Source organism: Vibrio sp. B183 (assembly GCF_000740665.1).
Classification (GTDB): domain Bacteria; phylum Pseudomonadota; class Gammaproteobacteria; order Enterobacterales; family Vibrionaceae; genus Vibrio; species Vibrio coralliilyticus.
On the sequence record NZ_JPQB01000004.1, the window covers coordinates 183,588 to 207,335 of the forward strand.

24 protein-coding genes and 1 riboswitch are annotated in these 23,748 nt (G+C 46.0%); of the genes, 19 read left to right on the forward strand and 5 right to left on the reverse strand.

What is annotated here, in order from left to right:
- The first annotated feature begins 96 nt into the window (after window positions 1–96).
- From ascB to IX95_RS26475, 5 genes are all read left to right on the forward strand, one after another.
- Window positions 97–1,488, forward strand: a complete 1,392-nt coding sequence (gene ascB / locus IX95_RS03880) for a 6-phospho-beta-glucosidase (protein ID WP_038157597.1) — start codon at window positions 97–99, stop codon at window positions 1,486–1,488.
- Between the two features lie 251 nt (window positions 1,489–1,739).
- A complete protein-coding gene (gene mrdA / locus IX95_RS03885; protein ID WP_038156998.1) occupies window positions 1,740–3,641 on the forward strand; it encodes a penicillin-binding protein 2 in 1,902 nt (633 codons plus the stop codon).
- Between the two features lie 119 nt (window positions 3,642–3,760).
- Entirely contained in the window at window positions 3,761–5,407 is a 1,647-nt protein-coding gene (locus IX95_RS03890) for a methyl-accepting chemotaxis protein (RefSeq protein ID WP_038157001.1), read from the forward strand.
- A gap of 563 nt (window positions 5,408–5,970) precedes the next feature.
- Entirely contained in the window at window positions 5,971–7,848 is a 1,878-nt protein-coding gene (locus tag IX95_RS03895) for a PhoX family protein (RefSeq protein WP_038157003.1), read from the forward strand.
- Between the two features lie 396 nt (window positions 7,849–8,244).
- A complete protein-coding gene (locus IX95_RS26475) occupies window positions 8,245–8,403 on the forward strand; it encodes a hypothetical protein (protein ID WP_154351826.1) in 159 nt (52 codons plus the stop codon).
- A gap of 73 nt (window positions 8,404–8,476) precedes the next feature.
- Here IX95_RS26475 and IX95_RS03900 read toward each other — a convergent pair whose 3' ends face one another.
- Window positions 8,477–9,580, reverse strand: a complete 1,104-nt coding sequence (locus IX95_RS03900) for a DSD1 family PLP-dependent enzyme (RefSeq protein ID WP_038157006.1) — start codon at window positions 9,578–9,580, stop codon at window positions 8,477–8,479.
- Between the two features lie 325 nt (window positions 9,581–9,905).
- On the opposite strand from IX95_RS03900, the gene IX95_RS03905 reads away from it, so the two are divergent.
- Window positions 9,906–10,460: a VCBS domain-containing protein gene (locus IX95_RS03905; RefSeq protein ID WP_235202573.1), complete on the forward strand. Its 555-nt coding sequence runs from the start codon at window positions 9,906–9,908 to the stop codon at window positions 10,458–10,460.
- Here the strand turns inward: IX95_RS03905 and IX95_RS03910 are convergent.
- Window positions 10,457–11,350 (reverse strand): LysR family transcriptional regulator, encoded by an 894-nt coding sequence (locus IX95_RS03910; RefSeq protein WP_038157008.1) that lies wholly within the window; start codon window positions 11,348–11,350, stop codon window positions 10,457–10,459. The two genes, IX95_RS03905 and IX95_RS03910, sit on opposite strands and share 4 nt — an antisense overlap.
- A gap of 105 nt (window positions 11,351–11,455) precedes the next feature.
- Window positions 11,456–12,286 carry an HDOD domain-containing protein gene (locus IX95_RS03915; RefSeq protein WP_038157011.1) on the reverse strand — a complete coding sequence of 277 codons (831 nt, stop codon included), beginning with the start codon at window positions 12,284–12,286 and terminating at the stop codon, window positions 11,456–11,458.
- A gap of 215 nt (window positions 12,287–12,501) precedes the next feature.
- Here IX95_RS03915 and IX95_RS03920 point away from each other — a divergent pair, with 215 nt between their 5' ends.
- The 13 genes from IX95_RS03920 (at window position 12,502) to IX95_RS03980 (ending at window position 22,878) form a co-directional block, all read left to right on the forward strand.
- Entirely contained in the window at window positions 12,502–13,005 is a 504-nt protein-coding gene (locus IX95_RS03920; protein ID WP_006959988.1) for a lactoylglutathione lyase family protein, read from the forward strand.
- Window positions 13,006–13,063: 58 nt separating this feature from the next.
- Complete coding sequence (locus tag IX95_RS03925) at window positions 13,064–14,050, forward strand: zinc-binding dehydrogenase (RefSeq protein ID WP_038157014.1); 987 nt, start codon at window positions 13,064–13,066, stop codon at window positions 14,048–14,050.
- A gap of 108 nt (window positions 14,051–14,158) precedes the next feature.
- On the forward strand, window positions 14,159–14,962 hold the full coding sequence (gene dkgB, locus IX95_RS03930; RefSeq protein ID WP_038157017.1) for a 2,5-didehydrogluconate reductase DkgB: 804 nt from the start codon (window positions 14,159–14,161) through the stop codon (window positions 14,960–14,962).
- Window positions 14,963–15,027: 65 nt separating this feature from the next.
- A riboswitch (TPP riboswitch) is annotated at window positions 15,028–15,125 on the forward strand.
- Between the two features lie 109 nt (window positions 15,126–15,234).
- Window positions 15,235–16,065: a bifunctional hydroxymethylpyrimidine kinase/phosphomethylpyrimidine kinase gene (thiD, locus tag IX95_RS03935; RefSeq protein WP_038157020.1), complete on the forward strand. Its 831-nt coding sequence runs from the start codon at window positions 15,235–15,237 to the stop codon at window positions 16,063–16,065.
- A complete protein-coding gene (locus IX95_RS03940; protein WP_038157024.1) occupies window positions 16,055–16,801 on the forward strand; it encodes an ABC transporter ATP-binding protein in 747 nt (248 codons plus the stop codon). The genes thiD and IX95_RS03940 overlap by 11 nt, the downstream gene beginning before the upstream one ends.
- Window positions 16,794–17,594 (forward strand): ABC transporter permease, encoded by an 801-nt coding sequence (locus IX95_RS03945; RefSeq protein WP_038157027.1) that lies wholly within the window; start codon window positions 16,794–16,796, stop codon window positions 17,592–17,594. Before IX95_RS03940 ends, IX95_RS03945 begins: the two co-directional genes overlap by 8 nt.
- Window positions 17,595–17,610: 16 nt before the next feature.
- Complete coding sequence (locus IX95_RS03950) at window positions 17,611–18,561, forward strand: ABC transporter substrate-binding protein (protein WP_038157030.1); 951 nt, start codon at window positions 17,611–17,613, stop codon at window positions 18,559–18,561.
- Window positions 18,561–19,223 (forward strand): thiaminase II, encoded by a 663-nt coding sequence (tenA, locus tag IX95_RS03955; protein WP_038157033.1) that lies wholly within the window; start codon window positions 18,561–18,563, stop codon window positions 19,221–19,223. Before IX95_RS03950 ends, tenA begins: the two co-directional genes overlap by 1 nt.
- A gap of 206 nt (window positions 19,224–19,429) precedes the next feature.
- Entirely contained in the window at window positions 19,430–20,044 is a 615-nt protein-coding gene (locus IX95_RS03960) for a YopT-type cysteine protease domain-containing protein (RefSeq protein WP_019277357.1), read from the forward strand.
- An 18-nt stretch (window positions 20,045–20,062) separates the two neighbouring features.
- Complete coding sequence (locus tag IX95_RS03965; protein WP_268745321.1) at window positions 20,063–20,521, forward strand: SRPBCC family protein; 459 nt, start codon at window positions 20,063–20,065, stop codon at window positions 20,519–20,521.
- Window positions 20,522–20,649: 128 nt separating this feature from the next.
- Window positions 20,650–21,504 (forward strand): AraC family transcriptional regulator, encoded by an 855-nt coding sequence (locus IX95_RS03970; protein WP_038157036.1) that lies wholly within the window; start codon window positions 20,650–20,652, stop codon window positions 21,502–21,504.
- Window positions 21,505–21,510: 6 nt separating this feature from the next.
- Window positions 21,511–21,969, forward strand: coding sequence for a hypothetical protein (locus tag IX95_RS03975; RefSeq protein WP_038157038.1), 459 nt, complete (start codon window positions 21,511–21,513; stop codon window positions 21,967–21,969).
- Between the two features lie 165 nt (window positions 21,970–22,134).
- Window positions 22,135–22,878 carry a phosphatase PAP2 family protein gene (locus tag IX95_RS03980; RefSeq protein ID WP_038157040.1) on the forward strand — a complete coding sequence of 248 codons (744 nt, stop codon included), beginning with the start codon at window positions 22,135–22,137 and terminating at the stop codon, window positions 22,876–22,878.
- Between the two features lie 193 nt (window positions 22,879–23,071).
- On the opposite strand, the gene IX95_RS26210 is transcribed toward IX95_RS03980, so the two are convergent.
- Window positions 23,072–23,263 carry a hypothetical protein gene (locus tag IX95_RS26210; RefSeq protein WP_152561999.1) on the reverse strand — a complete coding sequence of 64 codons (192 nt, stop codon included), beginning with the start codon at window positions 23,261–23,263 and terminating at the stop codon, window positions 23,072–23,074.
- Window positions 23,264–23,334: 71 nt separating this feature from the next.
- Window positions 23,335–23,703, reverse strand: a complete 369-nt coding sequence (locus IX95_RS03985; RefSeq protein ID WP_152562000.1) for a hypothetical protein — start codon at window positions 23,701–23,703, stop codon at window positions 23,335–23,337.
- Window positions 23,704–23,748: the final 45 nt, after the last annotated feature.

Here is a 23,748-nt window from a genome sequence, read left to right on the forward strand (position 1 = left end):
GAAAAAACTAGGAAATATCTATCTCACACCTCAGCCTCATTTTGTTCCTAAAATGTGAGTTACACTCAGTTCAGACTCGAAGTGAGAGAGAATATGATGACAACTTTTCCTAAGCATTTTCTGTGGGGCGGCGCGATTGCGGCGAATCAGGTGGAAGGCAGTTTTGATCTTGATGGTAAAGGGCTGTCGACGTCCGACATGTTGCCCAATGGAATTCTCAGTCTGCACCAGACGCGCCAACAACGCACCGATGGTATAAAAGATCTGGCGATAGATTTTTACCAGCGTTACCCAGAGGATATCGCTCTGTTTAATGAAATGGGGTTCAACTGTCTGAGGTTGTCCATTGCTTGGACGCGTATATTCCCGAATGGCGATGAATCCGAGCCCAATGAAGAAGGCTTGGCGTATTATGATCGTATCTTCGACGAATTAGCGAAACATGACATTACGCCTTTTGTCACCTTGTCTCATTATGAGATGCCTTACGCGTTGGTAGAAAACTATGGCGGTTGGGCAAGCCGTGAACTGATTAGCTTCTTTGAGCGCTATGCTAGTACCGTGTTTGAACGCTATCAGAACAAGGTCAAACTGTGGTTGACGTTCAATGAAATCAACATGTCTCTACACGCGCCGTTTACCGGTGTGGGCTTGGCTGAAGAGGCTAGTGAGCTGGCCATTTATCAGGCAATACATCATCAGCTTGTCGCTAATGCAAAAGCGGTGAAACTATGTCATGAGATTATTCCAGATGCCAAGATAGGTAACATGTTGCTTGGTGCACTCAATTATCCGTATACCTGCAATCCCGACGATGTCATCGCGGCGATGCAGGAAAATAACAAATGGCTGTTTTTTGGTGATGTCCAGACTCGTGGTCGTTACCCAGGTTACATGCTTCGCTATTTCCGTGAAAAAGGGATTGAGATCGACATGCAGCCAGGTGATGCAGAGGAACTGGCGAGCGCCAGCGTTGACTTCATTTCATTCAGCTATTATGCGAGTGGCTGTGCTAGTGCGGATCCCAAGCAGAAAGAGGTCGGTAACATTGTCGACAGCGTGCCTAATCCGTATTTAGAGAAAAGTCAGTGGGGTTGGCTAATTGATCCGAAAGGGCTACGCATTTTGCTTAACTTTCTTTATGACCGCTATCAGAAGCCGTTATTCATTGTTGAAAATGGGCTTGGGGCGCGCGATGAAATCAACGCCAATGGGGAGATAGAAGATGATTATCGCATTGCCTACCTCAATGACCACTTGGTTCAGGCCAGAGAAGCCGTATTGGATGGAGTGGAGCTGATGGGCTTCACCAGTTGGGGACCGATTGATTTAGTAGCTAATTCCACTGCAGAAATGAGTAAGCGTTACGGCTACATTTATGTTGATCGCCATGACGATGGAAGTGGCACATTAGAGCGTAAGCGCAAGAAAAGCTTTTTCTGGTATCAGGACGTTATCCGAACTCATGGAGCATCGCTAAAATCTTGAAATAAAGGAGCCATTTGGCTCCTTTACTTTATCCCTTGACAGGAGAGGAAGAAATCAATGGCAGACTTTAAGTCTTGCTGCTCTTTCAGATTATTTTCTGACTCGCTTGAGAGACTAGTTGATTTGGGGATGTTGACACTCTTCGTACATAACGCTTACCCGTTGTTGTTAAAGTAATCGTCAATGTAACCAAATGTAAATATATTGACAGGTGTAGGACGAAAAAATCACCGTCAATTTGTTCCCCTATTATGAAGTTCAATCGACAACGTACCCACATGCGCAATCATGAGTGGGAAGTGAAGCTATTCCAACGCCGCGCGGTCGTGGCTTTTATTGCGATGATCGCCTTACTGGGTGTGCTGGTGGCAAACCTCTACCACCTAGAAGTCAAAGATTTTGAATACTACCAGACCCGAGCAAATGACAACCGAATTCAGGTTCTGCCTATTTCTCCTCCACGGGGGCTGATTTATGACCGTAACGGGCATCTCATTGCCAAAAACATTCCTGTTTATGTGTTGGATGTGTTTCCGGATAAAGTGCTCAACCTCGACCAATCTATTGTTAACTTGCAGAAATATGTCGATTTGTCACCAGAGCAGGTGAACCAGCTTGAACATCTACATCGCAGGCGTTTCAAGGCGGTGACGATAAAAGGAGAGTTATCTGAGTTGGAAGTGGCCCGTTTTTCTGCGCATCAACACGAATTTCCGGGCTTTGTTATCAACGCTGAAATGAAGCGTTTCTATCCTTATGGTGCGTCACTGACGCATGTTGTAGGTTACGTTTCTCACATCAATGATCGCGATATTGAACGTCTCAAGCGTCAGGATGAGTTGTCTAACTACCGGGCAACGAAGAACATTGGCAAGCTCGGGATCGAGCGTTACTACGAAAAAATGCTTCATGGTGAGCAAGGCTATGAAGAAGTTGAAGTGAACAGCCGTGGTCGAGTGATTCGCACCCTCGAATATGTGCCACCTGTCGCGGGTAAAGATATCGTTCTGAACATTGACGTCGATTTACAAAATTATGTCTACAAACTGTTGGGAGACAGGCAGGGCAGTGCGGTGGTACTTGATCCGAAAGACAACAGTGTACTGGCGATGGCATCCAGCCCCAGTTATGACCCCAACCCTTTTGTCGATGGGATATCAGGGCCTGCGTATCGTAAATTGCTTGAAGATGTGCATCACCCACTGGTCAATCGTGCCACTCTTGGCGTGTATCCGCCCGCTTCCACGGTGAAGCCCTTCATGGCGATTGCCGGGTTGACTGAACATGTCATCAGCCCGACTACGATTCGTAACGATCACGGTCGTTGGCAGATTCCTGGCTCCAGTCGTCATTCCAAAGCTTGGCGTGACTGGCGACGCTGGGGGCATGGTGATGTTAATGTCACGCTAGCGATTGAAGAGTCGGTGGATTCGTTTTTCTATCAGATGGCATACGATTTGGGGATTGATCGTATCTCGGATTGGATGGGGCTGTTTGGGTTTGGTCAGCTGACAGGCATAGACATTCTTGAGGAAACGGAAGCCAATATGCCGACCCGAGAGTGGAAACAGCGCCGCCATCATCAACCTTGGTATAAAGGGGATACGGTGCCTATTGGTATTGGTCAGGGTTACTGGACGGCCACACCGTTACAAATTGCTAAAGCAACATCAGTATTGGTAAATCACGGCAATGTCACGCCACCTCATCTGCTGAAAGCGGTCATTGAGCATGGTCAAAGCTTTGAGTCTGCGACGTTAGTTGATGAGCCAGTGACTAACAACATGAAACAAGTGGATGACAGTTCATGGGATATTGCTCTGAATGCAATGCGACTGGTGAATGAAGGCCCAAGAGGTTCAGGCCGAAGAGCGTTCAGAGGGACCGAGTATTGCAGTGGTGGTAAGTCGGGAACCGCACAGGTTTTCGGCCTGAAGAAAGACGAAGTCTATAACTCCAAAGAATTGAGTCACAACCTTCTCGATCACGGCTTGTTTACAGGGTTTGCTCCGTGTCGCAATCCTGAGTATGTCACGACAGTCGTCATCGAACACGGTAATGGTGGTTCCAAAGTGGGTGCTCCGTTTGTTCGAAATGTGTTTGATCACTTGCTGACTGAAAAGGGTAAACATGCCCCCAGAAAGCAGACTTAAGTGAGAGTTTCTACGTATTAACCCATCTATAGGATGAATTTTTGATGATCGGTAGCGAGTTTCAATATTGCCATCTAGATTCATATGGTTAGTTGGAAAATATGAGTAGGGATAAGAACATGAAGCGACTTTTGTCTCAGTGGTCTGTTACCAATCGTTTGGTAGCTATTTTCGTTGTATTTGTCGTCACTATTGTTTTGATTGCGACCGATATTATTGTGACTTTGGAAAAGAATAAGCAGGATGGCACGGTGATTAATGTTGCTGGCCGACAGAGAATGTTGACCAAGAAGTTTGCCAGTGAGGTCATGCTTTCTGTATATGAGGGGCATAAGTCAGCTCATTCTCAGCTCAATTACGACAATACCATCAAACTTTACGAGACCTCACTCAAAGCGTTAAAAAGTGGTGGCCAGACCTTCTCAGATTTACCGATGAAAAATCCGATTAACCTTGCTGAAAGTACAGCAGAAGACTTTAAAAACAGGCTCAACACGGTAGAGCAGCTCTGGAATACGCAAAAAGCCATGGCTTTTTCTTTGTTGCAACAAACGGACAAGCCGACGGAGGAGCAGGTTGATAAGTTTATGCTGGCCAATCACAAAACACTCGGAGCGATGCACCAAGCGGTACTTAGCTATAACCGCTATGCAGACGCTAATGTGAAAGGCTTGAAGCAAGACATTTTAGTCATCTCTGGTGTCGGCATACTGCTCGTCATTGTGCTTTCTTACTTGATTGGGAAAAGCTTAACACAGCCAATTCATCAATTGGTCGCGGTGAGCAGAGACACAAGAAAAGGTGATCTGGAGGACAAAGATCATATCAATGAGCTGGTCAATAATAGTGAGCTTGGCCTGTTGGCGAAGAACATCCAGTCGATGAGACACGCATTGTCTTCGGTGGTCAAAGGTCTCAAAACCAGTGCGGACAACATCTCTAGTTTATCGAGTCGAGTTGAGTCTTTGTCGCAAGAGGTGAATGAGAGCTACGATGATGAGAAACGCAAATACGAAGAGATTGCTCAAATTTCAGATGGTTTGGTGGATTCCTTTGATCGCGTTTCAGGAGTGGTTGATCAAACCTTAGAGTCTGCCGCTCAAAGTCAAACCAGTGCAAAGCGTGGCTTAGATTCAGTTCACGCCAACATGAAAGCGGTAGAGCTAGCGTCTGCTGAGTCGCAGAAAGTGTCTGAGAACATTCAGGAACTGAGTTCTGTTGCCGAGCAAGTGTATAGCATAATTGATGTTATCCAGACCATTGCCGAGCAGACCAATTTATTGGCACTTAATGCTGCAATTGAGGCTGCACGGGCAGGTGAACAAGGGCGAGGCTTTGCCGTTGTTGCTGATGAAGTCCGAATGTTGGCTAGTAAAACCAATGACTCAACCGGGGAAATTAGTAGCTTGCTCAATGATTTGACAGAGCGAGTGAAAGTCTCTGTTGAGTCTGTGGCGCAACTGCAGAAAGAAGTAGAAAACAGTAAGCAATGCAGTAGTGATACTGCGGATAACATCGATAAGATTTCCAGCTCGATTACGTTGACGGTCGAACAGCAGAATGAAATTGCGGCACTTATTGATGAGCAGTCTCGAAGTATTCACGATCTCAAACAAGCACAGGACTACCTGTCTAACCTTCTTCAGAACACCAATAAGAAGATCATGGACAGTTCCCATATTGCGGTTGATATGAGTGATATGGCGAAGGGTATCTCATCAACCTTAGATGATTTCTCGTTGTCTGCTCGGAACGTTAAATCATGATTTTGAGCTTGGGCTAGTAGTGTTAAGTCTCTGATAACAGAAGCCCCTATATGGGGCTTCTTTTATTGTGTAGGAGTAAGGTTTCTGTGCTTTAGAAACACAAAAGCTGGCAACGGATTGCCAGCTTAGACGTTGATAGCCTGCTAGAGCAGGCTGAAAGGATGCACGTTACTTCTTGTTTGTGTCTTTATTAGCGTCTTTCCAATATTGAATTCGGACACGATGAAGTTGTGCTTTTCTCATTTTCTTCATGATATTCCCTCACTTTTTAATGGCTTGCTCGTCACTGAGCATATGTGAATCAAGTTCCTCATGAACAAGATTTAATGTAGCGACCAAATTCGAAGATCGCCAGGGTTTCGATCACATTTTTTTGTATGTACGTCATACCTTATTTATATAAAGTGAATATGAGCTCACTTTAATAGGATTGCAATGTAACTAAAATAAAACTGCAATACCGACTTTATCTAATAGAAACAATACTTTAACGCGATTGTCATTTTTACTATCTATCATCTGCTCGCTATTAATAAAAAACATACTCGAGCAAGGAGTCAGCAATGTGGAATCGCGATGAGCAAGATTCTCAATTCAGCCAAATGATCGAGGCGAGACTATCACGTCGTCGTTTCTTGGCTGGTACCGCAGCAGTGGGTGCAGGCGCGTTTCTGTCGCTTAACCCAATCACTAAGGCATTTGCCGCAGACAAGAAAAGCGCACTACTGAATTTTGACGCTGTTCCGGCTTCTACAGAAGATGCGATTATTGTGCCAAAAGGCTATAAAGCAACACCTTTGTTATCTTGGGGTGACCCAATATTTGCTGATGCGCCAGAATTCGATCCGAGCGGTAAGCAAGACTCAAAAGCTCAACTACGCCAGTTCGGTGACAATACTGACGGCATGAGCTTATTCCCAATCGCGAAAGACCGTGCCGTAATTGCGGTTAACAATGAATACACCAACTACGAATACCTGTTTGACCATGGCGGTAAAGCGATGACCGCAGATGATGTCATGAAATCACAGGCCGCTCACGGTGTGACTGTGTTTGAAATCGTCAAATCTGGTGGTGAGTGGAAGCTGGACAAAAACGGTAAGCGTAACCGTCGAATTACCGCTGCTACAGAAATGAAGCTCACAGGTCCAGCAGCTGGTCACGATTTGATGAAGACCAAGCTCGATCCGACAGGTATGAAACCATTGGGTACATTCAACAACTGTGCAAATGGCCAAACGCCATGGGGCACGTACCTGACATGTGAAGAGAACTTCAATGGTTACTTTGGTACCAGCGCTAGCGCTGAAGTCTCGGGCGACCACGTACGCTATGGTGTTGAACCTAAGCCTAGCAAATACCAATGGCATGACACCGATGAGCGTTTTGATGTAGCTAAGCATCCAAATGAACCACATCGCTTTGGTTGGGTTGTTGAGATAGATCCGAACGACCCGACTTCAACACCGCTTAAGCGCACTGCACTAGGCCGATTCAAGCACGAAAATGCAGCATTGCTGATCAATGACGACGGTCATGTGGTTGTCTACTTGGGTGATGACGAACGTGGTGAGCACCTTTACAAGTTCGTTTCTAAAAACAAATATCAGCCAGGCAACAACACAGCAAATCGCGATCTACTGGAAGAAGGGACATTGTATGTCGCCAAATTCGAGATGGATGATGCTGAGCTGAAGGGTAAAGGCCAGTGGCTGGAGCTAACACATGGTAAGAATGGCCTGACGAAAGAAAACGGCTTCCATGACCAAGCGGAAGTGGTGACCTTTGCACGTCGAGCGGCGACTCAAGTTGGCGCAACCACAATGGACCGCCCAGAATGGGTTGCGGTGCATCCGGACAACCAGCACGTTTTCTGTACCTTGACCAACAACAAAAACCGTGGTGTAAAAGAAGGCCAGCCTGTCGGTGGACCAAACCCGCGCAAAGAAAACCATTATGGTCAGATTGTTCGCTGGGTACCGCAAGGTGGTGACCACACCAGCGAAGGGTTTGAATGGGATCTGTACCTGATTGCGGGTAACCCAACGGTTCATAAAGGCAACCTCTACGCGGGTAGCGAGAACATCAACGCAGACAACATGTTCAACAGCCCGGATGGCATTGGCTTTGATAAAGCAGGGCGTCTGTGGATTCAAACCGATGGTAACTACTCGAACAAAGGTGATTTTGCCGGTCAAGGTAACAACCAGATGTTGTGTGGTGACCCTATGACGGGTGAGGTGCGTCGCTTCCTGACTGGCCCTGTAGCGTGTGAAATCACCGGCCTGACTTTCTCAGAAGATTACAAAACTATGTTTGTCGGTGTTCAGCACCCGGGTGAGAAAGGTGCTCCGTCTCACTTCCCTGCGGGCGGTAACAGCAAACCGCGCTCTACAATCATGGCGATCACACGCGAAGATGGCGGCGTGATCGGCGCATAAATACAAAAATTCCTTTACGGAATATTTGCACTACTCAAGGGGCGTTTCGCCCCTTTTTTGATGTCTGAGAAACGCGTGTAAGGATAAATATGCGCAAGTGAGCATAAAAATTGTGATCTTATGGCCGCTAACCACTAAATGTAGTTGCTCAGTTTGTACGGTATAACTATAGTGAAAAGGTGCCCACATAATTTAAAGGTGTAGAGACCCGAGTAAACTCACAGAGTTGATACGAAAAATTGAACGAAAACGAAACACATGGCTCAGTGATGTTCCCACTGAGAGTGAATCGAAAGCGTCGAAGAATAAAGTATTTACAAAGGCCTTTTAGCTCATCGCTCCGGCGACGCCACATCTTAAGTTATCGGTACGTATGTTGATAACCAAGGAGGAGGTTTGGCTATGGTTGTTCTGGGTTTAGTAACTCTGGGTATCGTTGTTTTCTTTGCTTGTTGGGTATGCCAACACGGTCTGCCAGTTTTTGGTATGCAGCTGGATGAAACTGATCAGCTTCTCCTTGCAGAAGCCGCTGGAAAAGACGTATTGGAAGCATAAATTTCACTTGCTTATGGATATCGCAAAAAGGAGCCGTTGGCTCCTTTTTTAATGTCAGAACTTGGCAGAAAAGTTAGTCTGAGCGACCACGCCCTGCAATCTTCCATTTATCGACAATCTCACCTTGTTTAACCACGTATAAATAATCGAAATTGTTTAGCGTGGTATCGCAGTGACTCGGCGTTAACACCAGGGTTTCCCCGATACTAAGCAGATTGTCTTCACTAAGATGAACAATGCCATGCTCATCCCCACCACATTGATAGGTAAGATCAGGGCGAGATTCAACAACCGGCATACCTAGATCAACTGAAAGTGACTTCATACCCGCATCAATGACGGCGCGTTGCGGGGTTGGGTGGCTAATGACGGTGCTTAACACTTTGAGTGCAGAGTTGAACTGTTGGTTAAGGTTTGCATCTTGCTCATCGCCAATATTGCAATAAGAGTTATCCATAAACAGATAAGAGCCAGCTTGTATCTCAGTGTACGCTAGCCCCTGATAAGCTTGATACGTCCCAGTGCCGCCTCCACTGATGATTTCTGGGGCAAGATGGCGTGGCTTTAATTGAGTATCGATAAAATCAAACAGCTCAGTCACGGCTGAGCGTGCTTGTTGTTGTCTCTGTTCAAAGCCTTTAATCAGTTGTAAGTGCCCGCTGTACGCCTGAATCCCAGCGTAATGAACCCCTTCGGTCTGAACGACTTTCTCTATAATCTCCAGCAGTCCTTGACCCACTGCGACACCGCATCGCTGCTGACCACTTTCGACTTCAATCAGAAGGTTGACCACGACACCGGCCTGCTGAGCGAGCTCAGCGATTGATTCCACGTGCTGCGGATGATCAATAACTTGATAGAGCGTGGCTTGCGGGTATTGGCTATGAAGTTCTATCAGACGTTGATACTTAGCCTGACCAGCAATTGGGGTTGTGATTAGGATGTCAGTGATACCACCTTGAAGCATCACTTCCGCCTCTCCTAGCTTTGAAGTACAGATGCCTTGTGCACCATGTTCAATTTGCTTGTGGGCCAGTTGTGGGATTTTATGCGCCTTCGTATGAGGGCGGAGGGTTAAGCCTAGTTGATTAATTCTGCGTTGCATCTCAGCTAAGTTATGTTCGACAGTCTCGATGTCGATAAACAAAGCCGGTGTATCGATGTGTTCTAGTTTCATTTTTTCATACTTATTGTTTTTTTAAGCGGCGCTAGATTAGCACTCAGGCAGTCATGTTGATTAAGAATATTGTTAAATATTGGTGCTTTAAGATCGTTAGCAAATTGAAAATGAGTGATCGACTTTTGTTGTGTTTTGCATTTCATATTGAGAATCAGATTGTGCTCTGATTTTGTTAATTTCTATCATTATGAATTATATGCACTTTTGTGCTTATATTTATTTCCTGTTTTTTGGCACGTGGCTTGCCTTAATCAATTTACCTAGCTTGATTCAATATGCGTTCGATTTTGACAAGTGTAATCAGAGAAAATAGGAGAAGGTTATGGCTCACTCAACTAACACACATCGTTTCAGAAGCGCTGTAAACCATGCAGATACCTATGCTCTGACTGATACCAACTTGTCTAGTACTCAAGGCTCAAGAGCTTATCGTTTGGCATCACTGTCGCTTTTACCTAGCCCTCCTGAGGGAGTTAGAGATAGAGTAAGCCGAATGCTCGGCAAGAGTTTTCATCAAGCAGATTCTGAGTACGCGGAGGAAAAAAATGAGCTTTCAGAATGTGCCCCTTCTCCGCTATTGATTGATTCAGGAAGACTTCTGATTTCGAGCGGTCATCGTCGCCAGACCCAGTTCGACCCCAATAGCGTTGTTGCAGGCAAGGATACGCTTGGTTCTCTCAATATTAACAAGGATGGGTACTGGGATTATTCGGTTTACAATATCAAGATGCAGTTTCTCAAGCAGGGTGAGCGTAAGCTTGAAAGTTTCTCTTTATACTCTGATGCAGGCGAGCCTATTACTGTGACACTCACTTTGATTGGTGTGGAAGGCGGTGCAGTGATTGAGGAGTTAGCAACAGAAGTAACCATAGGTTAGTTGTGATGAAAGTAAGGGGAAATTTCTTTCATTATTGTCGTAAAGCGTTGCGGTAACTGGCGATGTCTTTTGGTCAGAAAATATAGGGTTTCTACGACTTCATGTTCTGCCTGATAAATGGCAATTTTGTCTCTATCTGAAAATGAATCGAGAGCACTTTGAGGCAACACAGTAAACCCAAGCCCTTTTGCAACAGGTAACAATATTTGGCTCAGCTGATTGATATACCCCGTGACCGGAATATCGTCGATGTTGATCTTCTCTAGCAAAGGTTCACCACACTGGGCAAAGTAAAGAGAGAGATAGTGAATAGCATCGGGATGCTGAATCAAACCAATCGATTTCAAAATCTCAGGTGTTAAGCTGTTTACTGCCATTTTGGCTGGTAGCATCAGGCAAAGAGGCTCGATGCCCAACATCTCTGATTCGAAACGAGAGTCGGAAGGAATGTGAGTAACGATCCCAATATCAGTCTCTCCAGATAACACATCAGCCAAAATTTTATGGTGAGGAGCGGCTTCCAGTTTTGGAACTAGTTTCGGATATTTACATTGTAAATTAAGAAGATGCGGATAGAGCAGTAACGCCAGAGAGCCAGAGCAGGATAGCGAGACGTTGCCTGAATAAGGGTCTTCAATATTGAGAGAGTTAAGTAGTTCAGCCTGTTGGCGCTCAACTTCTAGAGCATAGAGATAGACAGATTGCCCGGCTTCTGTGATTTCAAATGTTTTGTTGTGTCTGGCGATGAGAGCATGACCGCATGCTTGCTCAAGCTTTTTGATGTGCTGGCTAACCCCTGGTTGGGTCATAAAAAGCTTTTCAGCGGTTTTAGTGAAGTGGCCAGTGTCGATCAGTGTTTGAAAGGTTTTCAGCCATAGTGGGTTGAGCATCGTCATCGTTTAATAACAAAAAATTATGCTTAATAGTTTATGTGATAACGTTAAGTTTTGGTAGTAAGAGAAGAATGGCGAGATGTGTTACCTCGCCACCTAGAACTAAGCCGCGTTGAGCTGAGTGGCGAGATCCCTGCCGTTACCGCGGAATTTATCGACGGTTGGTGCAAAGGCGGCGGAAACATGAAGTAAGCGAGAATCTGGATGCTCTGCTAGGTATCGCGCTTTCGCATCATCGCTGTCTAGTTTATCCCAGTCGCGATGGATCGAGCGAGCAAAGTGCAGTGTCGTTGCCATTTTAGGAGACAGCTCTGCGTCTCTAGGCTCATGATAATTAGCAATGGCGTCCACCATAGGGTCAGGGAACTTCCAAGTCTTCGCCAACTTAGCACCCAGTGTCGGAGCTGTAATATCCAGCACTTCTTCTTGTACTGAAATCGCGTCTTCTCCTGCCTCTGCACGTTCATGTATTTTGACTGCGGCATCAGGTACCAAAGTATGAATCATCAGCTCGCCGATATTGTGAAGAATACCGGTAGTGAACACTTCGTTGGAATCCATCCCTGTCTCGTCGGCAATCTTGCTGGCGATAACGGAAATCTCGAAGGTGTCTTCCCAATACTGGTCCATATCCAGTGTTTTGATTTTAGGGAATGCACCAGAAAGCACTGAGGCGACTACCAGAGTTCTTACTGGACCAGTACCGACACGAAGCAAAGCCTCGTTAACGGAAGAAACTGTTTTACTGCCGCCGAAATGGGCAGAGTTCGCCATACGTAGCAATCGAGCACTCAATACCTGATCGGTAGCGATTTTTCTCGAGAGCTCGCCAAAATCGACCTCGTCCTGATTCACCATATCAAGTAGCTCTTGTAGCACTTTCTGGATCCTAGGTAACTCATTAAGACGCGAAATTAAAGCCTCCTGACTCATTAGCACTCTCCTTTTTTATTTATGAGCTTTCTTACTATAGAACAGTAAATTAGTTTCATACAAAGTTGGAAATGAAGAAGTTCTGAAAATATTTTGATAACAAAAAATTATTAAAATAAGAATAATTGATAATTTTTAATCGATTTATTCTTTGCCTAATATGTACTCAACGAAGCGGGAGAGTCCCCGACACAAAGAGCAAAGAAGAGGTCTACATGTCTACTCCATATCCACGTAATTTTTCTCATATCGGTATTTCAGTACCTGACTTAGAAGCAGCAGTTAAATTTTATACAGAAGTACTTGGTTGGTACCTGATCATGGAACCTACCGAAATCGTTGAAGACGATTCTGCTATCGGTGAAATGTGTACTGACGTATTTGGTGCGGGTTGGGAGCGTTTCCGTATTGCTCACCTTTCGACGGGTGACCGTATCGGTGTTGAGCTGTTTGAGTTCAAGAATCAGGAAAATCCAGAAGACAACTTCGAATACTGGAAAACAGGTATTTTCCACTTCTGTGTTCAGGATCCAAATGTGGAAGAGCTGGCAGAGAAGATTGTTGCAGCAGGTGGTAAGAAACGTATGAAAGCGCCACGCTATTACTACCCAGGTGAGAAACCTTACCGCATGATCTACATGGAAGACCCATTCGGTAACATCCTTGAAATCTACTCTCATAGCTACGAGCTGCATTACTCAGCAGGTGCTTATAAGTAAGTTATTCAGCCACTCATGTTTATGAGTGGCTTTATTCTTTGAAACTAAGGACAAATCAATGAAAGCGATCACGTACCAGCGCGAACAAGACACGTTCACAGTCTCCGAATTGCCGCAACCTAATCTTCAGTCACCATTTGACGTTTTGGTCAGAGTCCATGCGGTGGCGTTAAACCCAGTCGATGCCAAAGTGAATTTTTGGCATGGAATGGTCCCTGATATGAACGACAACTTCGTTGGAGGGTTGGATGTATCAGGGGAAATTGTTGCGACAGGTGAACTGGTAACTGGCTGGACTGTTGGTGATCGAGTTCTGTATCACGGAAATATGCGCCGTGTGCATGGCGGGTTTGCAGAATATGCGCTCCAAGATGCACGCACCCTCACGGCGCACCCTAATGTTCCTGCTGAATTTGCTGCAGCAACTCCATGTGCAGCGTGGACAGCCTATCGTGCTTTGGTTGACAAGCTGAATATTGAATCTCGTAGTAGCATTTTCATTGCCGGTGGCGCTGGTGGTGTAGGTAGCTTCGCCATTCAACTGGCCAAACATTTTGGTGTGAGCAAAATTGTTACTACGGCCTCAACAGCAAAACACAGCTATGTGAAAAAGCTCGGGGCAACCCATGTGATTGATTACCGAAGTGATGATGTCGCTGAGCAAATCATGAATCTTACTGATGGGCTTGGTGTGGACGTCGCACTAGATTGTGTTGGTGGTGACAATGATCTGCTTGCGGCATCAGTATTGGGTTTTGAAGGACAAATGGTTGAGCTGGTAAAAACCGTGCAGCCTGAGCTTTATCCTGATGCTTTTCTGAAAGGTCTTTCATTCCATCAACTTAGCTTAGGTTCTGGCCATGTAAATGGTGAAAAAGGCCGAAATGATATGGTTGCGGCCGGTAATGCGGTTTCTAAACTGTTCGAACTGGGGAGACTCGAAACGCCAGCACTGCAAGTGATTCCGTTAGATCAGGTCGGGGATAAGTTGGTAGAAATTCGAAATCAACGCACCACGGGTAAAATTGTCGCGAAATTGGTGTAACCATTGATGGCAAAAAAGACAAAAGTGATTTGAGTTTTTTGCCATTTTTCATCAGTTAATTACTCGCAATAATTGCATCGTTCAACTCATTCAGAAACAGGAAATACCATGAAACACATTCCTATGCTAGGTGCCGGTACATTTAGACTGGAAGGTCAGACGGCATTTGATTCCGTTATGATGGCGCTTAAAGCCGGATATCGTCATATCGATACAGCTCAGATTTACGGTAATGAGCAGTCGGTGGGTGATGCAATGTTGGCGTCGGGCATTGCCCGAGATGAGATTTTTCTTACCACTAAAGTGTGGATGAACAAACTGTCGAAAGCAGAGTTCCGAGCCAGTGTCGAAGAGAGTTTGAATAAGCTGCAAACCTCATACATTGATTTGCTACTGATTCATTGGCCGCTGAAAGATGAAAAAATATCCATGCTAGAGTATCTGACAGAGTTGAAGGCGGTGAAAGAGGCGGGCCTGGTGAAGCATATCGGCGTTTCTAACTTCAACAACCAGCAGCTAGAACAAGCGATAGGTATTTTGGGAGCAGGGGAAATTTTTACCAATCAGGTAGAAGTTCATCCATATCTGCAAAACAAGAAGGTGGTCGAGTTCTGCAAACGCAACGATGTATTGGTTACGGGGTATATGCCGTTTGCGTATGGTGCTGTTTTGAAAGATGAAATCATTCTTCAACTGGCGAACAAGCATGGCGTAACGGCAGCACAAATAGTGTTGGCGTGGATGCGTCAAAATGAATTCGTGACGATTCCATCGTCGACTCGACAGGCCAATATTGAGAGCAATCTCGAGGAGAAAAATGTGCACTTAAGCCACGATGATATGGCATTGATTGCAACATTAGATCGCAATCACCGTCTTGCCAATCCAGACTTTGCTCCAGAGTGGGATTGAATGACTGCGAGCACTTTTTGCGAATTTAAAAGTGCATTCGCTTTTTAATTACTGTTATTATCAGCGGGAAATAGTCGGGGAGCCTTAGGGCTGAGATCGCATTGCGAGACCCGTAGAACCTGATTCAGTTAGCACTGACGTAGGGAACTATTAGCACCGATGTTTGAGTATTCTCGCTTTGGTGCACTCGCTTTTTATGATTCGATCTTCCCTTTTATTGATCACTTCATGTTTGGCTGAGAGTTCCTGTACGTCTTGTAATAGGAGCATCCATGCCACATTCACAAGACACACCACCCATTGTATTAACCATCGCAGGATCTGATAGCGGTGGTGGCGCTGGTATTCAAGCGGACATTAAAGCCATATCTGCGACTGGCAGTTACGCGTGTTCTGTCATTACGGCCATTACCTCACAAAATACGCTTGGCGTAAGCGCAATTCACCCGATTCCTCTGGAGCATATTGAAAGTCAGCTCGACGCCGTGTTTACGGATCTCAATGTGGTTGCTGTTAAAGTCGGGATGTTGGCTGACGCGCGGATCATTAAGGTCGTTGCGGACAAAATCAGACAGTACAAGCCTACTCATCTGGTGGTTGATCCTGTGATGGTTGCAACCAGCGGTGATCTTCTTCTGGAGCAGTCGGCGATTAGCACATTAAAAGAGCAGTTGATCCCGATGGCGGATCTGATCACCCCTAATCTGCCTGAAGGGGCGGCTTTGATTGATGGCGCTGTGCCAGAAAACGAAGATCAGATGGGCAATATGATCGAAGAATTGCGCGCACTCGGTGCCAAAGCGGTATTGCTGAAAGGGGGGCATCTAGAAAAAGATGACAACAGCAATGATTTGCTGATCTTAGCGCAAACGAGTGAGCTTTTGAGTGCCAAACGATTCCCGACGAAAAACACTCATGGAACAGGCTGCACCTTATCTTCGGCGATTGCGTCTTATCTTGCGCAGGGCAACAGGCTGCACAAAGCCGTTTATCTAGGTAAACAATACATCTCGCAGGCCATCGCTCATGCTGATGAGCTCAACGTTGGCAGGGGGCATGGACCAGTACATCACTTTTTCTGTGGTCACATCAATGTTCGCTGAGCCGATTGGGATCGAAATTCAGCGCGCCAGCTTGCAGTACACGGATAATCCAGCCCCGACATTGGCGCACTTTTCTATGTCGATACCCGCTGGGCAGTGGACGTGTATTTTGGGGCGCAGTGGCTGTGGGAAAACCACCTTGCTGCGTTATCTGGCAGGTCTGTTGAACGACAAAGCGCAGTGGGCTGGAGAACTGACGCTCAGTCATAGCCAAGCACTGCAAGGCCAGATGGCTTACATGGCACAACAAGACCTGCTGCTACCATGGCTCAATGTTCTCGATAATGTTTGCCTGAGCAGTAAGTTTGGCAGCGCTCAACCTGACAGGAGTCGAGCGCTGCGATTGCTGGAGCAAGTCGGATTATCGGATCAAGCGGCGGCTATGCCTGTACAGTTGTCAGGTGGTATGCGTCAACGTGTTGCTTTGGCTCGCACGTTAATGCAAGACAAGCCTGTGGTACTCATGGATGAGCCTTTCTCTGCGCTAGATGCGGTGACGCGACATAAATTGCAGACATTGGCCGCTGAGCTATTACGTGGCAAAACGGTGGTGCTGATCACCCATGATCCACAAGAAGCGATTCGACTGGCCGACGCTCTGTACATCCTCCGCGGTCAACCCGCCTATGCTGAATCACATGAGGTTCCAACCACTCAACCGCCTCGTGTCATAGATGCAGAATGTGCGCAATTGCAGCAGGACATTCTCAATTCGTTAGAGGGTGATTATGAGTGATATGACTCAGTTTGACGCCATTCGGCGCGACGTAGTGAAAAAGGAGCGTCTGACACACCCTGCACTCCGATTGACGATCAGTGCTGCCATTATTGTGGGGCTTTGGCAGCTAGTCGTGGTGGTGTTTGATATGCCAAGCTTTATTCTCCCTGCGCCGCTTGACGTGTTTGAGCGCCTCATCAGTCGCTTTGATGTATTGATGAAACATACGCTAGTGACTGGTCAAGAAATTGTGTTGGGTCTGTTACTTGGCTTGTCGATGGGGCTGTTCTTCGCTTTACAGATGCTCTTGTTTAAACCGCTCAAGCGCTGGTTGTTGCCGATTCTGATTGCCAGTCAGGCGATTCCTGTGTTCGCGATTGCACCTGTCCTGATGCTGTGGCTTGGCTACGGTATTGCATCAAAGGTCGTGATGGCGGCGATCATTATTTTCTTCCCCGTAACCACGTGTTGTTACGACGGCTTGAGAAACACGCCGACAGGCTATCTCGACCTGGCAAAAACCATGGGGGCGAGCAAATGGCAAATGCTGAAACACATTCAACTCCCAGCGGCTCTACCAACTCTGGCTTCCGGCATGCGTGTCGCTGTAGTCATTGCACCTATTGGCGCGGTTGTCGGAGAGTGGGTAGGTTCGAGTGAAGGTTTAGGTTACCTGATGCTGCAAGCCAATGCGCGCATGATCATTGATGAGATGTTTGCGGCGCTGTTTATTCTGGCTTTGTTGTCTGTCTCGTTCTACTTCATCACCGATAAATTACTTAAGAAACTGATTCCTTGGGAAAATCAATAAAAGAAAGGACACTCCCGTGAAAACAAAAAAAATACTCAGTGCAGTGGCACTACTTTGCTCAACATTTTCTGCTCAATCGCTGGCGGAAGAGAAAAAACTCACTCTGATGCTGGATTGGTTTGTTAACCCGAACCATGGACCAATCGTGATTGCGAAAGAGCGTGGCTACTTCAAGCAGCAAGGCATTGACGTCGATATTCAAGAACCCGCAGACCCAAGCATACCACCTAAGTTGGTGGCTGCTGGCAAAGTGGATCTGGCGATCTCTTACCAGCCAAGTTTGACTATCGATGTTGCGGCGGGTTTGCCGCTTATTCGTTCTGCAACTCTAATCGCGACACCACTCAACACTCTGATGGTGTTAGACAACGGTAAGAACGACAATCTGGCCGACCTGAAAGGTAAGAAAATCGGTATTGCCATCGCAGGCAATGAAGAAGCCACTATTGGTACTATGCTGGCGCAAGACGGTGTGAAGTTCACCGATGTGGATATCATCAATGTGGGCTGGGCACTCTCTTCTTCATTGGCATCAGGAAAGGTAGATGCGATCTGGGGTGGTCTACGCAACTTTGAAACTAACCAGCTCGCGCTTGAAGGCTACAAAGCGAAAGCCTTTTTCCCTGAAGAGCACGGTGTGCCAGCCTATGACGAGCTGGTGTTTGTGGCGAACGCCAAAACTCATGATGCAGAGGCTATCAAAGCTTTCAACAAAGCGCTTGAGCAAGCCACCACTTACATTGTTAATCACCCACAAGCGTCGTGGAAGGAGTTTGTTGCCTATGCGCCAGATACTCTCAACAATGAACTTAACCAACGAGCTTGGAACGATACGTTAACCCGTTTTGCACTGCGTCCTTCTGCGGTTGACCTCAAGCGCTACGACGATTACGCCCAGTTTATGTATTCACAAAAGATCATTGAAACTCTGCCTAAAGCCGCAGACTATGTGCCGGAGTTTAACTAATGAAATATCAGGATCTTATCGAAGCTTGTCAGTCGGACTGGCAGGAATACACACAGCATGACTTTGTGCAGCAGCTAGCAAAAGGCACTTTAGATCAGCACAGTTTTCTTCACTATCTGAAGCAGGATTTTTTATTTCTCAAACAGTATGCGCGTGCTTACGCGTTAGCCATCTATAAAGCGCGCACGCTGGAAGACATGCGTTGTGCCTTGCCGAGTGTGCATGCTCTGCTAGATTCCGAAATTGGTCATCATGTGACGTATTGTGGTCAATGGGGGCTAACGGAATCTGATTTAGAAAACGAACATGAAGATTTTGGAACCGTTGCTTACACACGCTATGTGCTTGATGCAGGCATGACAGGTGATTTAGTTGACCTGTACGCCGCGCTGGCGCCGTGTTCGATTGGCTATGCGGTGATTGGTAAAGCGTTGATTGAAAGCAGTGACACCGTACGAGAAGGAAACCCTTACGCAAGTTGGATCGAGCTTTATGGCGGTGAAGAATTCCAAAGTGGTGTCGCACAAGGTGCAGAGCATTTTAACCAACTCTTAGAAGAGATTGATCTTCATAGTCAGCGGGGACAAAACCTGATTGAAGTGTTCAGAACTGCGACTCGAATGGAAGTAGCGTTCTGGCAGCAAGGTCTGGATGCGAAGTAGTTTAAAATCCTGATGAAACCTCGCCTTTTGGCGGGGCTTTTTTATGCCTGTTACTTGCTTACCTCGTCTAATTGATTCCGATGTTAGAGATGTGAGAGAGACTATTTACTCTAAAAAATAATTAGGTTACTACTCTCTTAGTTGCTATTTTTACTAGATAGATTCTAATAATATCATTAATTACATCAATAGGTTGGAGAGGAAATATGAAGGACAAAATTGTTGCTAACTTTTCGCAGGTGGATGTGATGAAGGCGAAGAAAGGGACATCCGCTGCAGCAACGAATGGTGCTTGTCATAACTTCAGTATCGAGTGGCTTAGCTTTATGTTCGAGAAAAAAGGTGACGCTAAGCAACGCATGAAGCGTTTATCTGCTCGTGATGGTGCAGGTAACCCGGTTTTACAGAAGACGTTTGCGTCCCGTTGGTCGGAAGGTGGGGCATCTTATCAGGTTGCAGACAGGATGATGATTTCACTGCGTGGCTTAAAAGAAACCGCACTCTTGTATGATTACACTCACTTTAATATCAAAAACATTGTAAAGGCAGTGACTAAGCCGCAGCACGCTGGATTTATCTATTCTTTCTGGTTCCCAGGAGCCGTTGTGGGGGCTGCCGGTGCACACACTATTGCTTTTTATCGTTCTTTATCACCGAAGCAAGGCAGCTTGAAAACGGATAACGACACTGTCTATGTTTTTGAACCTAACTATGGTGAGTTTGAAGTGCCAAGTAAGGATTTTGAAAGCTGGTTGAAAAAGTTGGCGACCTTCTATGCACCTTTCAATGCACATATGGTGAAGACGGTGGCTAAAGCCTAACCCTAGATTCAACTTCTAATAAACCTCGCTCATCAATTTGATAAAGCCCACCTGTGGATGGACCCGATCCCACATTCGTACGAAATTGGAACCGGCCATAGCTCAACCGGTGCTCCGATGGAAGGACGCATCTGCAACCTGAGTAAGAATCCAAATGGCGCTAAAGCAAAGGAAGTCATCACACAGTACAACGAAGCCAATAAATCTTTGACGTTTGAAATCACACCCATCAATGTGCCAGCCATTGTGCCAGTGAAAAAGAATCAGGTGCAAATGACGGTTCGTTCTCTTGGCGCCAACAAATCCGAAGTGATTTGGTATGCTCAACCGCAACTTAAATTCTTCGCATATCCATTCTACCCACTGCTCCGCTTAGCGATTCCCGGTGCATTTGGCAAATTACTCAATGGTTTGAAAACCTATTCCGAGCAGTCACTGCCTAACCAACAAAGCTCAGCGGCTTACACGCATTATTGAAAGGGATGAAAGGGCAATAAGATGAAGAAAATGAAATCGATAAAACCTTTGAACAAGTGGGTGGCGAATGGGTAGAACCTACTACCGTTTAATTCTAACATTACAAACAGATAAGTTAGGAGGATGAAATGCAGCGTTTTTTTAAAAGTATTGAATATATAGAACAGCACTTGTACGACAAAATTTCTGTTCATCAGATCGCCGCCGCGTCTCATTACTCCACTTATCACTACAGTCGGGTATTTAAAGCTTTGGTCGGAGACACACCTAAAGAGTATTTGCGTAAGCGCCGTCTCACAATGGCTGCCAAGCGCCTGCTCACAGAAGAAGTCGGCATTCTGGATCTTGCTATGGATTGTCAATTTGATTCACAGGAAGCGTTCACACGTGCATTCAAAGCGCTGTTTAACATGACGCCTGCGCAATACCGAAAAATGAACGAACCTTTCCGTTTGTTGTATAAAAATCAAATTAACGAAGACGATCTCAGTTTTCTGCAGAATCGTATTAGCATGGAGCCGGAAATCATTACGCAGCCGGCCATGAAGTTGGTTGGAATCGCCAATCAATACACAGATGAAGACCTCAGTCTGCCTCGTCTGTGGTCGGGGTTTGCACCATACCGGGACAGCATTGCAAACCGCATGGGCGATGAGTATTTCGGTATTTATGAGTCATATGAAGAGGCTGAGGAAAGCACGACGTTTGTCTATATCTGTTCCGCTCGGGTAGAGAATTTCGATCAAGTGCCAGAAGGTATGATCACGCGTGAGATGCCAGAGCAGACTTACGCTCGTTTTACCCATAAAGGGCCAATTGCCCAGTTGGAAGAAACACTGCGTTATATATGGGGCAGCTGGTTACCGAAAAGCGCTTATGAATATGAGGAAAAGCCGGACTTCGAACTCTACCCAGCTGGCTTTAACGATGCTGACCCTGAGAATAAGCTGTATCTGAACATTCCAGTACGTAAGAAAAGCTAGGTTGCAATGAAATCGACGATCCTCATCACAGCGGTCTTTGGGGCTGCTTCATTTAGTGGCTGTCAGGCCGTCACTTCTTCTTCAGTGGGTTCATTGCCGCCTGTTTGCCATGATTATGCGGCTGACCAGATCGTCGCCGTGCTCGGGGAAAGCCCAGAACTGGCAGGGGAGTGGTATGGTGATTGGGCGTACTTCCTCAATCAGTTTGCTGAGCAGAATCCGCAGATAAGAATCGTCTCTGGGGCGAACGCGGAAGCGTTTAATCTGGCACCATATACCTTGGTGTTGGCACGTCAGAGCAAAGGTGAATACCAACTTAAAGAAGTGTTAGACCCGCCATATTATGACTATGCAGTGGCTAGGCTTAGGGGAGATGATATTAAAGGGATTTTACGTCATTTCGAGTTGGAGCCAGTTACCCCCTCTCAGGTTGATATTGTGTGTAAAAATCGGGTCAAACAATAGATTTTATAAATGTCCGTTAAGTGAATATTTTTACATGAAATAGCTGTTTGTGATTACCTAGGCAAGCCGGTTCGATCTTTCACCGAATTGACATTGAGTTGATAAATTTTCCACGTTACGTCGACTAATATTCAGCATCTTACTGATTCGGTGTGGGACGTCACGGTGAAGAATTTTCTGATCGAAAAACAATATGGTATTGGGCTTCTGGGTGTATTTCTTTTGGTTATTGCACCGATGAGTCTGTTGGTTAGCCATATCGATTTATTGAGCTCAGTGTCCTACCCACTTGGTCTGACATTTACGTTGCTGACAGATTCCGCGGGATCTAAAGGGTTTCTCTTTACCTTATTAGTTTTGGTCGCGATCTCGTGGAAGCTGATCCCTAACCGTGTTGAGTGGCTAAGTAAAATGGCTCAGCTTGGTTTGATCCTTCTGATCGGTTTTGCCAGCAAAACGGCGCTAAAGCAAGCTACAGAAAGCCCTCGCCCATACACTGAGCTGTTAACGCACCAATTGCTGATCCCACAGCCATCCCACTTTTACAATCTGAGCACCGTCCAACAGCAGCATGTGATCGATGATATTTCTCATAGTGTGAGCTCGTGGCGAACTCGCCATTGGTTAGGCGAGAAAGACTACTCATTCCCTTCTGGCCACACGATTTTCGCTGCAATTTGTCTGGCGTTTTTTGGCAATCTGTTTATTCAAAAAAGACGCTATGGTTTGGCCGCTGCACTCAGTGTGTGGGCGGTAGGTATGGCATACAGTCGCCTTTGGCTGGGAATGCACCGACCGATAGATCTCGTCGGCTCGGTTTTGTTTGTACTGATGCTGTATATGCTGGCCCCCAAATTTGATCGGATCACTGAAAAGCTCTTCACCCGTTGGTCGCAATTAACAACCTGAATCCAGTTCTACCTAACTGCCCTTAGCCCTGCGAGTAACGTCCTTACTTGCGGGGCTTTTTTTAGGTTTGTTGCAGGTTATCGGGAGCGAAAAAAAGCGCCCAGAGAAGGGCGCGTCATAAACCCCAAAAGAGAGTCCAGTAAATTCGAAGCCAGAAACTAACTTCTAAAACGTAGTTGCAGTTGTCTGATTGTCAAAACATAACAATGTCATGGTCAATCGGTAAAAACGCTAGCCCTATCGAAGGAACAAACACAGGTAGACAGTCTGAGTTGGCTATCACTGTAGGGCTAGCGTAGCCCTGACGTAACTTTGAGGTAACCGTCTGAGCTGGAAGAATATTAACAACTTGCTCTGCCAATTTCTTGAAGCTATTTTCTGTCAAAAATGGGCATGAACGCCTCTGGGTTTAGAGATGGTGATGTCATGTTGGGCCGCGAGAATATGAGTTGTCGTTTAATGAGGCGCTTTAAAAGAAATGTCCAAATTGAATAAGTAGTGGGCTGTTTTGATTTCAAATGCGAGTTTTTCGACATGAACATAATTTGGATTGGATGTAACAACCCCCTCCCACGACATATTACGGTAGCTATCGCGTACCACCTTACGCGCCATGAGTATCTGGTTAGCAGGGATTGCGTTGCATGCGATTTCCATTTGCGTGTAAGCATTGGGCAGAGCGGCATGCTTACGTTTTCTGAAAAGTTCTTCAACAACATCAATGGCGGCATCATCGGTATGTAAGGCGTAAACATAGCCACCATATAACGACGCATAATTCATGGCTATTGTGATGTCTTTTGATGTCGAGATTCCTCCTATCATTTGACCTCCTGGCTGAATTTGTATACCGCCGCGAAATCTGGGTTT

Bases quoted from the DNA above. Each gene is read 5' to 3' on its own strand.
- IX95_RS03905 (WP_235202573.1), top strand. From the start codon at position 9,906: ATGGCTCACTCAACTAACACACATCGTTTCAGAAGCGCTGTAAACCAT.
- IX95_RS03890 (WP_038157001.1), top strand. From the start codon at position 3,761: ATGAAGCGACTTTTGTCTCAGTGGTCTGTTACCAATCGTTTGGTAGCT.
- thiD (WP_038157020.1), top strand. From the start codon at position 15,235: ATGCCACATTCACAAGACACACCACCCATTGTATTAACCATCGCAGGA.
- dkgB (WP_038157017.1), top strand. From the start codon at position 14,159: ATGAAACACATTCCTATGCTAGGTGCCGGTACATTTAGACTGGAAGGT.
- IX95_RS03975 (WP_038157038.1), top strand. From the start codon at position 21,511: ATGAAATCGACGATCCTCATCACAGCGGTCTTTGGGGCTGCTTCATTT.
- tenA (WP_038157033.1), top strand. From the start codon at position 18,561: ATGAAATATCAGGATCTTATCGAAGCTTGTCAGTCGGACTGGCAGGAA.
- IX95_RS03910 (WP_038157008.1), bottom strand. From the start codon at position 11,350: ATGCTCAACCCACTATGGCTGAAAACCTTTCAAACACTGATCGACACT.
- IX95_RS03925 (WP_038157014.1), top strand. From the start codon at position 13,064: ATGAAAGCGATCACGTACCAGCGCGAACAAGACACGTTCACAGTCTCC.
- IX95_RS03960 (WP_019277357.1), top strand. From the start codon at position 19,430: ATGAAGGACAAAATTGTTGCTAACTTTTCGCAGGTGGATGTGATGAAG.
- IX95_RS03920 (WP_006959988.1), top strand. From the start codon at position 12,502: ATGTCTACTCCATATCCACGTAATTTTTCTCATATCGGTATTTCAGTA.
- IX95_RS03900 (WP_038157006.1), bottom strand. From the start codon at position 9,580: ATGAAACTAGAACACATCGATACACCGGCTTTGTTTATCGACATCGAG.
- IX95_RS03940 (WP_038157024.1), top strand. From the start codon at position 16,055: ATGTTCGCTGAGCCGATTGGGATCGAAATTCAGCGCGCCAGCTTGCAG.
- IX95_RS03945 (WP_038157027.1), top strand. From the start codon at position 16,794: ATGAGTGATATGACTCAGTTTGACGCCATTCGGCGCGACGTAGTGAAA.
- mrdA (WP_038156998.1), top strand. From the start codon at position 1,740: ATGAAGTTCAATCGACAACGTACCCACATGCGCAATCATGAGTGGGAA.
- IX95_RS03915 (WP_038157011.1), bottom strand. From the start codon at position 12,286: ATGAGTCAGGAGGCTTTAATTTCGCGTCTTAATGAGTTACCTAGGATC.
- IX95_RS03895 (WP_038157003.1), top strand. From the start codon at position 5,971: ATGTGGAATCGCGATGAGCAAGATTCTCAATTCAGCCAAATGATCGAG.
- IX95_RS03970 (WP_038157036.1), top strand. From the start codon at position 20,650: ATGCAGCGTTTTTTTAAAAGTATTGAATATATAGAACAGCACTTGTAC.
- ascB (WP_038157597.1), top strand. From the start codon at position 97: ATGACAACTTTTCCTAAGCATTTTCTGTGGGGCGGCGCGATTGCGGCG.
- IX95_RS03985 (WP_152562000.1), bottom strand. From the start codon at position 23,703: ATGATAGGAGGAATCTCGACATCAAAAGACATCACAATAGCCATGAAT.